The sequence below is a fragment of the Kitasatospora sp. NPDC093550 genome (assembly GCF_044764985.1).
Taxonomy (GTDB): domain Bacteria; phylum Actinomycetota; class Actinomycetes; order Streptomycetales; family Streptomycetaceae; genus Kitasatospora.
In genome coordinates this window covers 13,395-26,686 of sequence record NZ_JBIWJF010000017.1, presented here as the reverse complement: position 1 = coordinate 26,686, position 13,292 = coordinate 13,395, and the positions used below count along the sequence as shown (strand labels likewise).

General features: G+C 73.1%; 11 protein-coding genes. 3 read left to right on the top strand and 8 right to left on the bottom strand.

Going from position 1 to position 13,292, the window contains the following annotated elements:
- Nucleotides 1-60: 60 nt before the first annotated feature.
- Nucleotides 61-1,149, bottom strand: coding sequence for a S1C family serine protease (locus tag ACIRD3_RS25710; protein WP_402221262.1), 1,089 nt, complete (start codon nucleotides 1,147-1,149; stop codon nucleotides 61-63).
- 234 nt (nucleotides 1,150-1,383) lie between these two features.
- On the opposite strand from ACIRD3_RS25710, the gene galE reads away from it, so the two are divergent.
- Entirely contained in the window at nucleotides 1,384-2,370 is a 987-nt protein-coding gene (gene galE, locus ACIRD3_RS25705; RefSeq protein ID WP_402220936.1) for a UDP-glucose 4-epimerase GalE, read from the top strand.
- 67 nt (nucleotides 2,371-2,437) lie between these two features.
- Here galE and ACIRD3_RS25700 read toward each other — a convergent pair whose 3' ends face one another.
- A complete protein-coding gene (locus ACIRD3_RS25700; protein WP_402220933.1) occupies nucleotides 2,438-4,828 on the bottom strand; it encodes a PQQ-binding-like beta-propeller repeat protein in 2,391 nt (796 codons plus the stop codon).
- Nucleotides 4,829-5,253: 425 nt separating this feature from the next.
- On the opposite strand from ACIRD3_RS25700, the gene ACIRD3_RS25695 reads away from it, so the two are divergent.
- The gene (locus tag ACIRD3_RS25695; RefSeq protein ID WP_030055725.1) at nucleotides 5,254-5,901 is read left to right on the top strand and encodes a TetR family transcriptional regulator; all 648 of its coding nucleotides are present in this window, start codon (nucleotides 5,254-5,256) and stop codon (nucleotides 5,899-5,901) included.
- A gap of 435 nt (nucleotides 5,902-6,336) precedes the next feature.
- On the opposite strand, the gene ACIRD3_RS25690 is transcribed toward ACIRD3_RS25695, so the two are convergent.
- The 6 genes from ACIRD3_RS25690 to ACIRD3_RS25665 form a co-directional block, all read right to left on the bottom strand.
- Nucleotides 6,337-7,281, bottom strand: a complete 945-nt coding sequence (locus ACIRD3_RS25690) for a beta-ketoacyl-ACP synthase III (protein ID WP_402220930.1) — start codon at nucleotides 7,279-7,281, stop codon at nucleotides 6,337-6,339.
- 151 nt (nucleotides 7,282-7,432) lie between these two features.
- Nucleotides 7,433-8,809 carry a L,D-transpeptidase family protein gene (locus ACIRD3_RS25685; RefSeq protein WP_402220928.1) on the bottom strand — a complete coding sequence of 459 codons (1,377 nt, stop codon included), beginning with the start codon at nucleotides 8,807-8,809 and terminating at the stop codon, nucleotides 7,433-7,435.
- A 127-nt stretch (nucleotides 8,810-8,936) separates the two neighbouring features.
- On the bottom strand, nucleotides 8,937-10,100 hold the full coding sequence (mqnE, locus tag ACIRD3_RS25680; protein ID WP_402220925.1) for an aminofutalosine synthase MqnE: 1,164 nt from the start codon (nucleotides 10,098-10,100) through the stop codon (nucleotides 8,937-8,939).
- A gap of 85 nt (nucleotides 10,101-10,185) precedes the next feature.
- Nucleotides 10,186-11,148 carry a threonine/serine dehydratase gene (locus ACIRD3_RS25675; protein WP_402220922.1) on the bottom strand — a complete coding sequence of 321 codons (963 nt, stop codon included), beginning with the start codon at nucleotides 11,146-11,148 and terminating at the stop codon, nucleotides 10,186-10,188.
- A gap of 3 nt (nucleotides 11,149-11,151) precedes the next feature.
- Nucleotides 11,152-11,610 (bottom strand): Lrp/AsnC family transcriptional regulator, encoded by a 459-nt coding sequence (locus ACIRD3_RS25670; RefSeq protein ID WP_030055719.1) that lies wholly within the window; start codon nucleotides 11,608-11,610, stop codon nucleotides 11,152-11,154.
- Between the two features lie 119 nt (nucleotides 11,611-11,729).
- Complete coding sequence (locus ACIRD3_RS25665) at nucleotides 11,730-12,404, bottom strand: UbiX family flavin prenyltransferase (protein WP_402220919.1); 675 nt, start codon at nucleotides 12,402-12,404, stop codon at nucleotides 11,730-11,732.
- Between the two features lie 66 nt (nucleotides 12,405-12,470).
- Between ACIRD3_RS25665 and ACIRD3_RS25660 the strand changes: the two genes are divergently transcribed.
- Nucleotides 12,471-13,223: a cyclase family protein gene (locus ACIRD3_RS25660; RefSeq protein WP_402220916.1), complete on the top strand. Its 753-nt coding sequence runs from the start codon at nucleotides 12,471-12,473 to the stop codon at nucleotides 13,221-13,223.
- Nucleotides 13,224-13,292: the final 69 nt, after the last annotated feature.

The window sequence follows — 13,292 nt, the reverse complement described above, 5'->3', positions numbered from 1 at the left end:
TACGGCGATCGGCCCGCGGAACCCTTGCGCGGTGTGCGGCCCGGTGGCGCCGTACCGGGGTTACGGGGTTTCCAGCTGGCCGAGGGTGACGTCGGCGGTCTGCGTCTTGCCGTCCCGGGTGTAGGTCACGGTGACCTTGCTGCCGGGGGTGAGCGAGGCGAGCGCGGTGGTGAGCGCGTTCAGCGAGTCGACCGGGGTGTCGCCGAGCTTGGTGATGACGTCCCCGGTCTGCAGCCCCGCCGAGGCGGCGGCGCCACCGGGGGTGACCGACACGATCACCGCGCCGGCCGGCTGGAACTGCTGGTCGAAGGCGGTCCTGGCGGTGATGCCGAGCGCGGCCCGGCCGGAGTTGGTGACCTTGCCCTGCTTGATCAGCTGGTCGGCGATGTTGGTGATGGTGGACGCCGGGATGGCGAACCCGATGCCCGGGGCGGCCGCGCCGTTGGTCTGGGGCTCGGTGGCGGCGAGCGTGTTGATGCCGATCACCTGGCTGTCCAGGTTGACCAGCGCGCCGCCGCTGTTGCCCGGGTTGATCGCGGCCGAGGTCTGCACCATGTTGCCGATGGTGGCGCCCGGCGAGCCACCGCCCTGGGGCTCGGAGACGGTCCGCCCGGTGGCCGAGACGATCCCCTGGGTGACGCTGCTGGAGAGCCCGAGCGGACTGCCCATGGCGAGGGTGATCTGACCGAGCTCGACCTTGCCGGAGTCACCGAAGACCGCGGGCTTGAGCGCGCTCGGCGGGTTGGTCAGCCGGATCACCGCGAGGTCGGAGTCGGGGTAGCTGCCGACCAGGCTGGCGTCCAGCGCCTTGGTGCTGTTGGCGAGCAGGACGGTGAAGCCGGTCGCGGAGCCGACCACGTGGGCGTTGGTGACGATGTCGCCCTTGTCGTCGTAGACGATCCCCGAGCCGAGGCTGTCGCCGGTGGTGATCTGCACCACCGAGGGCAGCACGTCGGCGATCACCTTCTGGTAGGCGTCCTGCAGCTGGTTCCCGCTCTGCGAGGGCGCCGGGGAGGCCTGCTTGGCGGTGGAGCCGGTCGAGGCGCCGGACGCGGCCGAGGACGGGGAGGAGGAGGTGGAGGAGGAGCCGCTGCTGCACCCGGCCAGCGCCACCGCGGCGGCCACGGCGGCCGCACCCGCCGCCGGCAGCCGGGTGTGCGCCGCCTTCGGTCCGGTCGGCCGGGGGCCGGCCGGGGCAGGGCGGGTGTGTTCCTTCTTACGGCTCACCTTCGCTGCCTCCGATTCGTCACCACGCCGAGGGCGCGGGGCATGAGAGCACGGAAATCTTTGTCAGCATTTCACCGTTTTGTCCGGTTCGCTGGCCGGACTCGCCCGGAAGGCCCACCGAAACCGGCACCGGGGGGCCCACCTAGGATTCGCCGCATGACTTGGTTGATCACCGGCGGTGCCGGATACATCGGCGGGCACGTCGTCCGCCAGCTGCTCGACGCCGGTGAGCGCGTCGTCGTCCTGGACGACCTGAGCACCGGCGACGCGTCCCGCCTCCCGGCCGGTGTCGCCCTGGTCGAGGGCTCCACCCTGGACCGCGCCGTGCTGGACGCCGCGATCCGCGAGCACGACGTCCGGGGCGTCCTGCACTTCGCCGCCAAGAAGCAGGTCGGCGAGTCGGTCGAACAGCCGTTCCTGTACTACCGCGAGAACATGATCGGCCTGCAGACCGTCCTGGAGGCCGCCGCCGAGGGCGGGGTCAAGCGCTTCCTGTTCTCCTCCTCCGCCGCCGTCTACGGCATGCCGGACGTCGACCTGGTCACCGAGTCCACCCCCTGCGCCCCGATGAGCCCGTACGGCGAGACCAAGCTGGCCGGCGAGTGGCTGGTCGCCGCGGCCGGCAAGGCCCACGGCATGTCCACCGTGGCGCTGCGCTACTTCAACGTGGCCGGTGCCGCCTCCCCCGAGCTCTCCGACGCCGGGGTGTTCAACCTGATCCCGATGGTCTTCGAGCGGCTCACCGCCGGTGAGGCCCCGCGGATCTTCGGCGACGACTACCCGACGCCGGACGGCACCTGCGTGCGCGACTTCATCCACGTCTCCGACATCGCCTCGGCCCACGTCGCCGCCGCCGCGCGGCTGGCCGCCGACCCCGCCGGGGCCACCTCGCTGGTGCTCAACATCGGCCGCGGCGAGGGCGTCAGCGTCCAGGAGATGCTGGCCGTGATCGGCGAGGTCACCGGCTACGACACCACCGCCGAGGTGACGCCGCGCCGCCCCGGCGACCCGGCCCGGGTGGTGGCCTCCGCCGACCTGATCCACCGCGAGCTGGGCTGGAAGGCCCGTCACGGCGTGACGGAGATGGTCTCCTCCGCGTGGGACGGCTGGTGCAGCCGCCACCCGGAGGCCCGCAAGGCCTGACGGCCCCCGGGGCCGACGTACCGGTGGCGGCGGGGGCCGGTGGCCCCCGCCGCCGACCGGCCCCGGCTCAGCGGGCGGGCACCGCCGTGCCGTAGAAGGCGTCCAGCGCGTACACGCAGCGGTCCTTGGAGCCGACGAAGACCCGCCCGCCGACCGCCACCGGCGAGCCGGTGAGCTCGCCCTTGGTGCCGAGTTCCCAGCGCAGCTGACCGCTCGCCAGGTCGAGGGTGTGCAGCGAGTGGTCCCGGCTGCCCAGGTGCACCAGCCCGTCGGCCACCGCCGGGGAGCCGACGATCTCGCCGCGGGCGGTGTAGCGCCAGCGCTCCCGGCCGGTCGCCGCCTCGAAGGCGTACAGCACCTCGCCGCTGCCGACCAGCACCATGCCGTCCCCGACCACCACCGGCTCGGCGCCCTGGCGGCTGCCGGTGACCCCGCGCCAGCGGTCCCGGCCGGTGGCCGCGTCCAGCGCGTAGACCGTGCCCAGGTAGTCGGCCACGTAGACCGCGTCGGCGTCCAGGGCGGGCGGGGTGAAGAGCACCACCGGGGCCTCGAAGCGCCAGCGCTCGGCCCCGCTGGCCGCGTCCAGCGCGTACACCCGGGTGCCGGCCGTCACGTACAGCACGCCGCCGCGCTCGACCGGGTGCGAGGGCACGTCCTCGCCGACCGGGAAGGACCAGCGCAGGCCCGCGCCGCGCGGATCCACGCAGCGCAGCCGCCCGGCGCCGTAGTAGTAGGCGGCGCCGCCCACCAGGACCGGGCCGGACTGGGGGTTCTCGTAGTCCTGCTGGGCGTCGTCGGCGCGCCACAGCTCGGCGCCGTTGGCCGCCGAGCGGAGCTGGACGCCGCCGCCCCTGACGCCGCAGCAGAGCACGCCGTCGGCGGCGGACAGCGAGTACACCCAGCCGTCCAGCGAGGTGCGCCAGCGCTCGGTGCCGTCCGCGGCGTCCACGGTGTACAGGTGCGGGCCGTCCGCGGCGTGCACCCGGCCCGCGTCCACCGCGAGCGCCCAGGCGACGTCCCGGGTCTTGTAGCGGCGCTCGCCGGAGCCGATGTCCAGCGCGTGCACCTCGAAGCTGGAGACGAAGAGCGTGCCGTCGGCGACCACCGGGGTGCCCCAGACGTCGTTGGACATCCGGAACCGCCAGGGGCGCCAGCGGGCGGCCGGAACGGGCGGGGGCGGCGGGGTGGCGGCCGCCCGGCGGACCCAGTCGGTCGCGGCCGGGGCGGTGTTCGGGCCCGACTGCTCGTGCTCGGCCCGCGGCCCCGGGCCTATCCGCACCGAGGCGCCGGACAGCTGCACCTCCACGGCGCCGCCACCGCTCGGCGCGCGGTGCCGGTTCGGGGAGGCGATCTTCGCGGTCGGGATCTCGGCGTCCGAGGCCTGGCCCGGCGGCGGCCCGGCGTGCACCGGACCGGCCGGCGGCTGCGCGTGCCGGCCCGGGTTGGTGCGCGGGTCGGCGGGGCCGGCCTGCGGCGGGACCTGCGGGTGCGGCGGCGGGTACGCGTGCGGGGGCTGCCGCGGCGGCTCGGCCGGGCCCTGGGGCGGACGGGGCGGCGGCGCGGTCTGACGACGGCCCCGCTTGCGCTCGATCAGCTCCAGCGCGTTGGTCGGCAGCCAGTCCCCGACCTCGCCGGCGGCGTCGTCCCGGGAGAACAGGTGCGGGGCCAGCTCGGCCTGGATCTGCGCCGGGGTGGGCCGGCGCTCGGGCGCCTGCTGCATGCAGGCCCGCACCAGGTCCATCAGCTCCGGCGGCATGCCGGTCAGGTCCGGCTCCTCGCGCAGCAGCTGGAACACCGTCTCGACCGGGTTGGAGCCCCGGTACGGCGGGTGTCCGGTGGCGCAGAAGACCATCAGCGAGCCGAGCGAGAAGACGTCGCTGGCGCCCCGGACGGTACGGCTGTCCCGGGCCTGCTCGGGGGACATGTAGGCGGGGGTGCCGACCGCGACGTTGGTCATGGTGAGCCGGGTGCTGGAGACCCCGGCCGCGATGCCGAAGTCGATCACCTTCGGGCCGTCCTCGACCACCAGGACGTTGGAGGGCTTGAGGTCCCGGTGGATCAGCCCGGCCGCGTGGATGGACTGCAGGGCCTCCGCGATGCCGGCGACCAGCCAGCGGGTGGCGTCCACCGGCAGCGGGCCGCACTCCTCGACCAGGTCCTCCAGCGAGGGCGCCGGGATGTACGCGGTGGCCAGCCAGGGCACCCGGGCGTCCGCGTCCGCGTCCACCACCGCCGCCGTGTAGAAGCCGCCGACCGTCTTGGCGGCCGCGATCTCCCGGGCGAAGCGGACGCGGAACAGCTCGTCCTCGGCCAGCTCCCCCCGGACGGTCTTGATGGCCACCCGTCGCCCGGACGCGGACCGCGCCAGGTAGACCAGGCCCATCCCGCCCGCGCCGAGCCGCCCCAGCACCTCGAAGGGCCCGATCCGCCTCGGATCGTGCGCCGTCAGCTGGTCCACTCCGCTGCCACCTCCCCGTTGTCCGCACCCGCCGCGGGGTGCCGGACCCGATTCTCCAATGCCGCCCGGCGCATCTCCAACCTCCCCCGCCCGGAGAGCACCGCCGGGCGCCCCCCGGTCAGCCCGGACGGAACGGCCGGATCCTGACGCCGCCTCCGGCTGCGACTTGCACCCGAGCCTCCGGACCGTCCACTTCGGGACCGATGCGGCCCCACCGTCAGTCGTCACGCTCTGTCACTCGACCATCCCTCAGCGGACTCGCCGTCACGCTGTGAGATCAAAAGCACACGGGGGGGCTTCAACAAGGGCTTCGGAGCGCGGTGAATATCCGTCCGAAGTGGTTGATGCCGCTATAGCAACCCCCGTGCGGAGTAATAGTCGCATCACCGAATCGCGCCAAGATCGTGCCACGGTAAGCTGACGGCATGACAGGACAAGTTCGCACCGTCGACGGTCGCGTCGCCGGGCGACGCGGACAGGAGACGCGGCAGAAGCTGCTCGACTGCCTCCGCGAGATGCTCAGCACGTCGCCGTATCGGGACGTCAAGGTCATCGACGTCGCCCGTATGGCGGGTACCTCCCCCGCGACCTTCTACCAGTACTTCCCGGATGTCGAGGGCGCCGTCCTCGAAATCGCCGAGGAAATGGCCAAGGACGCCGACACCCTCAAAGAGCTGGTGGCCGGAAAGTCCTGGGCAGGGAAGTCCGGACCGACCACTTCGGAAGAACTGGTCGACGGATTCCTCGCCTTCTGGCGCAAGAACGACGCCATTCTCCGAGTGGTCACGCTCGGTGCCGCCGAAGGGGACAAGCGGTTCTTCAAGATCCGCATGACGGTCCTCAACGCGGTCGCCAAGCCACTCGCGGAAGCCGTCAAGGAACTCCAGGCGAAGGGTCAGGCGGACAAGTCGCTCGACCCGAACGCCGTGGCCGGGGCCCTGGTCTCGCTGCTCGCTTCGGCGGCCGAGCACCAGAAGGCCTTCACCTCCTGGGGCGTCAAGGTCAAGGACCTCAAGCCCAACCTCGCTCCCCTGGTGTACCTGGGCGTCACCGGCAAGAAGCCGCCCAAGTAGCGACCAGCCGACCCACCATCCGCTCCGCGCGCAGCCCCGGCCTCCTGTCCGGGGAACGACGGACGGCGGCCGTGTCCTCGGGGGAGGTCCGCCGACGTACCGCACGCGCGCCAGACATGCCGGTGGGCGGGCACCCTCACACGGGTGCCCGCCCACCGGCATGCGTCGTTCAGGCCGATTTTTCCCCGCCCCAGCGCGCCTCCGGACCGACGGGAGCGGACGAACCGACCCGGCGTCCCCTCGGGAGAGGGGCCTCGGAGCGCCGACCGTCGGCACCGGGTCAGAGCGCCCCGGAGGCGAGCGGGCGAATCACCGCCCCGAGCCGAAGGGGCGCGCCGGTGCCGAAAGGGAGAAGCGAGGAGGCCCGAGGGACGAGGGCCTTGGAGCGCCGACCGTCGGCACCGGGTCAGAGCGCCCCGGGGGCGAGCGGGCGAATCACGGACAGCGGACGACCTGGCCGGCGTAGGCGAGGCCGCCGCCGAAGCCGAAGAGCAGGACCGGGTCGCCGGGCGAGAGTTCGCCGCGCTCGACCAGCTTGGAGAAGGCCAGCGGGATGGAGGCGGCCGAGGTGTTGCCGGAGTCGACCACGTCCCGTGCCACCACCGCGTCGGCGAGGCCCAGCTTGCCGGCGATCGCGTCGATGATCCGCAGGTTGGCCTGGTGCGGCACGAAGCCCTTCAGCTCGGCCGGGTCGATCCCGGCCCGCTCGCAGGCCTGGCGGGCCAGCGGGGCGAGCTGGGTGGTGGCCCAGCGGAACACCGACTGGCCCTGCTGGCTGATCACCGGGTCCCAGCCGGTGATCACCACGGCGTCGCCCTTCTCCGGCTCGGAACCCCAGACCACCGGCCCGATGCCGGGCTCGGCACCCTCCTCCTGGGCCTCGACCACCGCGGCGCCCGCGCCGTCGCCGAAGATCACGCAGGTGGAGCGGTCGGTCCAGTCGAGCGTGTCGGACATCCGCTCGGCGCCGATCACCAGCGCGCGGCGGGCCGCACCGGCCCGGATGGCGTGGTCGGCGGTGGCCAGGGCGTACGAGAAGCCGGAGCAGACCGTGTTGATGTCGTACGCGGCGGGCGCGCGCACGCCCAGCCGGGCGGCCACGGCGGCGGCGGTGTTGGGGCTGCGCTCGATGGCCGTGCAGGTGGCGACCACGACGAGGTCGATCTCCGCCGCCGTCCGGCCGCTGTTGGCGAGGGCCTTCTGCGCGGCCTCGGCGGCGAGGTCGACCAGGGTCTCGCCCTCGGCGATGTGCCGGGTACGGATGCCCACCCGGCTTCGGATCCACTCGTCGTCGGTGTCGACGAGCGCCGCCAGGTCGTCGTTGCTGAGGACCTTGGGGGGCTGGTAGTGCCCGAGTGCCACAATGCGCGAACCGCTCATGCTGCCATGGAACCGGGTTACCCGCTGGTCAGCCGGGCACGACCGGCGACAGGATCCACGCTCATGATCTGTAGGAGATCGACAAGGCCCGTTGGGGGGCCCGGGTCGCGGGGGCGGGCGGGGTCGGCGCCGGTCGGGCGGGTCGGGCGGGTCAGGCGGCCAGCGAGGCCGCGTCGCCCATCACGATGACCGGGTGGGCGGCCGGGTCCAGGGTGCGGATCAGCTGGGCCATCTTGTCCTCGGGTATCGACACGCAGCCGTGGGTCGGGCCGTCGTGGTCCACGTGGAGCCAGATGCCGCCGCCCTTCTTGGCGCCCATCGGGCGGCGCGGGTCGAGCGGGGTGGTGCCGGTGACGCGGTTGTAGTTGATCGCGACCACGTAGTCGAAGGAGCCGGCCAGCTGGTCGCCGAAGAAGCCGGTGCCGGAGACGACGAAGCTCGGGTCCTTGTCGTAGGGGAGCTTGCTGCCCGGGTCGTCCTTGCGGCCGCCCGCGTCGGTGAGGCTGAAGACGCCGATCGGGCTGCGCAGGTCGCCCTCGTTGTGGTCGGTGGTCCAGCCGTTCTTGCCGTTGTGGCCGTGCCAGGTCTCCCCGGCCAGCCAGCGGCCCTCGGGGGTGCGGGTCCAGAGGACGACGGTGTTCTTGTCGGTGCCCTTGTCCGCGCCGGAGGCGACCACGACCTGGGTGGTCTCGGCGGGGATCTTCGCGGTGAAGGCGGCACCGAGGCCGGGTATCGCGGCCACCGAGGCGTCCGGGCGGGCCTCGCCGCGGGCGGCGGGCTGGGCGGCGGCCTGCCGGTCGGCGGCGGCCTGGACGGCAGCGGGCGCGGGACCGGGCTGGTCGGGCTTGCTGACGCCCTCGGGGCCGGGGCCGTCCGCGGCGGTGAGGCCGGGCTTGGCGCCGTCCTGGCCGACGGTGTACCAGCCGGCGGCGGCCGCGACCAGCAGGGCGGTGCCGGCCATCACGGCCTTGCCGTGACGTTTCTGCTTCACCTTGCGCCGCCGGCCGCGAGCGGCCGCCCGGCCTCCGTCGACCGGGGCGGCGGCGGGCACGACGGGGGCGAGGGGCTCGGGGGCCGCCTCGCGGGCGAAGGGCTCCGCCTCGTGGGCGACGGGCTCGGCCTGGTGGGCGAAGGGTTCCGGCTCCTGGCCGTACGACTCCGGCGCGGACCCGTAGGACTGGAACGGCTGGTCGTACGCCTCGAAGTACCCGTCAGGGGCCTGCTGGTACGACTGTCCGTAAGGCTGCCCGTACGACTGCTCGTAGAGCTGCTCATGGGACGGCTGGTCGTGGAACTGCTGCGCCGAGAACCGCTGCGCGTCGGACTGCTCGAAAGGCTGCTCGAAGGACTGCTCGAAGGGCTGCCCGTACGACTGGTACACGCCCTCGCCGTACTCCTGCGAGCCCGGCTGCGGGTACGGCTCGTACGCGCCGTACGGCACCTCGTGCGACTGCTGCGGCACCCCGTACACCGGCTCCTGCATCGGCTCGTACGGCGGGTACTCGGTGGCGCGATGAGAACCGGACATGCCGTCGATCCTGCCAAACGCCATACCCGTTGGTAAACCCGGGTCACGTGCGGAGGCCGTGAAGGCCGCGCCGCCCGGGCCCCAGCAGGGCCCGGGCGGCGGGGAACCGCGCAGGTCGGAGGGCAGGTCAGAGGCGCATCGCCTGCGGGGACTCACGGCGCATCGGGTCCGGGCCCTCGTACTCGCGGATGACCTCGTAACGGGTGTTCCGCTCGACCGGGCGGAAGCCGGCGTCGCGGATCAGGCCGAGCAGGTCGTCGCGGCCGAGCTTGTTCGGGGTGCCGAAGTTGTCCGCGTCGTGGGTGATCTTGTACTCGACCACCGAGCCGTCCATGTCGTCCGCGCCGTGGCTGAGCGCCAGCTGGGCGGTGGTGACGCCGTGCATCACCCAGAAGACCTTGACGTGCGGGACGTTGTCGAAGAGCAGCCGGGAGACCGCGAAGGTCTTCAGCGCCTCGGCGCCGGTGGCCATCTCGGTGCGGGCCATCAGCTTGTTGCGCACGACGCCGTCCTTGGAGTCGTGGAAGTCGTGCTGGTAGCGCAGCGGGATGAAGACCTGGAAGCCGCCGGTCTCGTCCTGCAGCTCACGCAGCCGCAGCACGTGGTCCACCCGGTGGCGGGGCTCCTCGATGTGGCCGTACAGCATGGTGGCCGGCGTCTTGAGGCCCTTGGCGTGCGCGAGGCGGTGGATCCGCGACCAGTCCTCCCAGTGGGTGTCGTGGTCGACGATGTGCTGGCGGACCTCCCAGTCGAAGATCTCCGCGCCGCCGCCGGTCAGCGACTCCAGGCCGGCGTCGATCAGCTCGTCCAGGATCTCGTCGGCGGGCAGGCCGCTGATCTTCTCGAACCAGTGGATCTCGGTGGCGGTGAAGGCCTTCAGCGAGACGTTCGGCAGGGCCGCCTTCAGCTCCCGCAACGAGCGCGGGTAGTAGCGCCACGGCAGGGTCGGGTGCAGACCGTTGACGATGTGCAGCTCGGTGAGGGACTCGACCTCCATCGCCTTGGCGAGCCGGACGGCCTCCTCGATGCGCATCGTGTACGCGTCCTTCTCGCCCGGCTTGCGCTGGAACGAGCAGTACGCGCAGGACGCGTTGCACACGTTGGTCATGTTGAGGTGGCGGTTGACGTTGAAGTGGACGACGTCGCCGTTCTTCCGCGTCCGCACGTGGTGGGCCAGCCCGCCCAGCCAGGCCAGGTCGTCGCTCTCGTAGAGCGCGATCCCGTCCTCGCGGGTCAGCCGCTCACCCGCGTAGACCTTCGCCTCCAGCTCGCGCTTGAGCCCTGCGTCCATGCGGTGCCCCGCCTCCTCCGACTTCGATTCCTTGCCGGAACGAGCGTACGCCTATGCCGGGGGGCAGCTCGGCGAGGGCTTGCGCCTACGCCGAGAGCAGCTCGGCCAGCAGCGCGGGTTCGATGTTCCCGCCGCTGACCACCGCTGCCACCTCCTGGCCCCCGGTCTCGGCGGCGCGGTGGAAGTACGCGGCCGGGGCGACCGCCCCGGACGGCTCGGCGACCAGCCGGCCGCGGCGGGCCAGCAGGGCGACGGTGGCGCGGATCTCGTCCTCGGTGACGGTGACGATGTCGTCCACGTAGGTGGTGATGTGCTCGTACGGCAGCACGCCGACGGACGGGGTGCGCAGCCCGTCCGCGATGGTGCGGTAGGTGTCGGCGACCGGCCAGGAGAGCCGGCGGCCGGCCCGCAGGCTGGCCCGGGCGTCGGCGGCCAGCTCGGGCTCCACGCCGATCACCCGGATGCCCGGGCGGGTCAGCTTGAGCGCGGCCGCCGTGCCGCCGATGAGTCCGCCGCCGCTGACCGGCACCAGGACGGTGTCCAGTCCGGCCGGGGCGTCCTCGGCGATCTCCAGGCCGACCGTGCCCTGGCCCGCGATGATGAACGGGTCGTCGTAGGGCGGCACCCAGACGTAGCCGTGCTTCTCGGCGAGCTCGGCGGGCAGGGTGTCCCGGTCCGCCGGGGGCACCAGGACCACCTCGGCGCCGAACGCCCGGGTGGAGTCCACCTTCACCGTCGGCGAGGTGTCCGGCATCACGATCACGGCCTTGATGCCGAGCAGCTGCGCCGCGTAGGCCACCGCCTGCGCGTGGTTGCCGCTGGACTGGGCCACCACGCCGCGGGCCCGCTCGTCCGCGGTGAGCGCGGCGAGCCGGTTGTAGGCGCCGCGGGTCTTGAAGGCTCCGGTCGGCTGGAGGTTCTCGGGCTTGAGCCAGAGCCGCCGCTCCCCCTCGGCCGCCCAGGGGGCGGGAACCAGCGGGGTGCGCACGGCGACCCCCGCGATCCGCTGCCGAGCCGCGCGCAGCTCCTCCAGACCGACCAGTGCCATGCGTCACTCTCCTACAGGAGGAAGTTCACTCACCCGGTTCTCCCACTTCGTGGAGAGTACGACGGTGGTGCGGGTCCTGGCCACGCCTTTCGTGCCGGAGATCCGCTTCACCACCGACTCCAGGCCGGCCACGTCGGCCACCCGGACCTTGAGCATGTAGGAGTCGTCACCCGCGATGAACCAGCAGTCCTCGACCTCGTTGAGGTCCTTCAGCCGGAACGCGACGTCCTCGTGGTCGGCGGCGTCCGTGAGCTGAAGGCCGATCAGGGCCGTGACGCCGAAGCCGAGCGAGGCCGGGTTGACCGTCGCGCGGTACCCCGTGATGACCCCGGCCTGCTCCAGGCGGTTGATGCGGTCCGTGACGCTCGGGCCGGAGAGTCCGACCAACCGGCCCAGCTCGGCGTAGGACGCACGGCCGTTCTCCCGGAGCGCCTGGATGAGCTGTCTGTCCACCGTGTCCATATACCGTCCGCGTCCTTCCGAACCTCACCAGACCCACAGATCATTATCCGGATTCAAAGGCGCCGTGCGCCGACCGACCCGGATATCGCAGAGAACATACTCTCCCGCCCTCGCTCTCCTTACTCCCCCTCAGCCCCTGGGCCCGGTTTTCCGTCGGCCCGGCGGGCCGCCGCCCCCAACTCCCCTTCCCAGCGCAGGTACAGGGAATGCGGGACGCCGACGGCGTCCAGCACCCGTCCCGCCACGAAATCCACGAGTTCGCGCACGGTGGAGCCGCCGGCGTAGAAACCGGGCGAGGCGGGCAGCACCACCGCGCCCTGCGCGTCGAGTTCCACCAGGTGCTTCAGCGTCACCCCGTTGAGTGGCGTCTCGCGCACGCACACGACGAGCGGGCGGCGCTCCTTGAGGGTGACGCTGGCGACCCGCTGCAGCAGGTCCTTGCTCAGCCCGAGCGCGATCCCGGCCACCGCGCCGGTGGTCGCGGGCACCACCAGCATGCCCTTGGCCGGGTACGAGCCGCTGGACGGGCCGGCCGCGAAGTCCCCGGCGGGCCAGTAGCGGACGTCGTCCAGTCCCTGGTCACCGCCGAGCCAGGCGGCGAGGTCGGCGCGCCAGTGGGCGTCCCGGAAGGAGATCCCGGTCTCGTCCAGGATGGTCAGCCGGGCGGCCCGGCTGACGATCAGGTCGACCGACTCGCCCGCGGCCAGCAGCCCCCGGACCACCGAGGCCGCGTACGGCGTCCCCGACGCACCCGAGACCCCGACCACCCACGGCTGACGCTTCGCAGTTCCCATGGGGCATTTCTATCCGGCTTCGGCCGACCGGGCCGCATCCGCCGTCCCCCCTGGGAGGATGGGGGCATGGCTGCGACCCTCGTCGACCTCACCCACCAGGTGACCACCGCGATGCCGGTCTACCCCGGCGATCCGGCCGTCCTGCTGGCACCCGCGCTCACCACCGCCACCGCCGGGGTGAACGTGCTGGCCCTGCACCTCGGCTCGCAGTCCGGGACGCACGTGGACGCGCCGTACCACGTGGACGTCACCTGGCCGACCCTGGACGGGCTGCCGCTGGAGCGGTTCACCGGGCCGGCCGTGGTCGCCGACCTGCGCGGGCTGGAGCCCCGGGCCGCCGTCACCCCCGAGCTGCTGGCGCCGGCGCTGGAGCGGGCCGCGGACTCCGGCGAGGGCACCGTCCTGCTGCTGGCCACCGGCTGGGTCCGGCACTGGGGCACCGATGCCTACCTGGCCCACCCCAGCCTGACCCCGGACGCCGCGGAGGCGATCGTCGCCGCCGGGGTGCGGACCGTCGGGGTGGACGCGCTCAGCGTGGACCCGACGCCCGACCCGGGCCCGGGCGACCCCGCGGTGGCCGCGCTGCTCGCCGACCTCACCGACGAGCACGACCAGTCCACCGCCGAGGAGCCCTCGCTCGCCGCGCACCGGGTGCTGCTCGGGGCGCCCGGCGGCGGGGTGATCGCCGAGAACCTGACCGATCTGCGGGCGCTGCTGGAAGCACAGCGGGCCGGCCGCCCGGTGGAGGTCTCGCTGTTCCCGCTGCGGCTGGTCGCGGCGGACGGCGCACCCGTGCGGGCGGTGGCCCGGCTGGGCTGAACCGACCGGCCCGGACCACGCCGACGGCCCCCGCCCGTACGCCACTTGGTCTAGACCATCCCCCGGTGG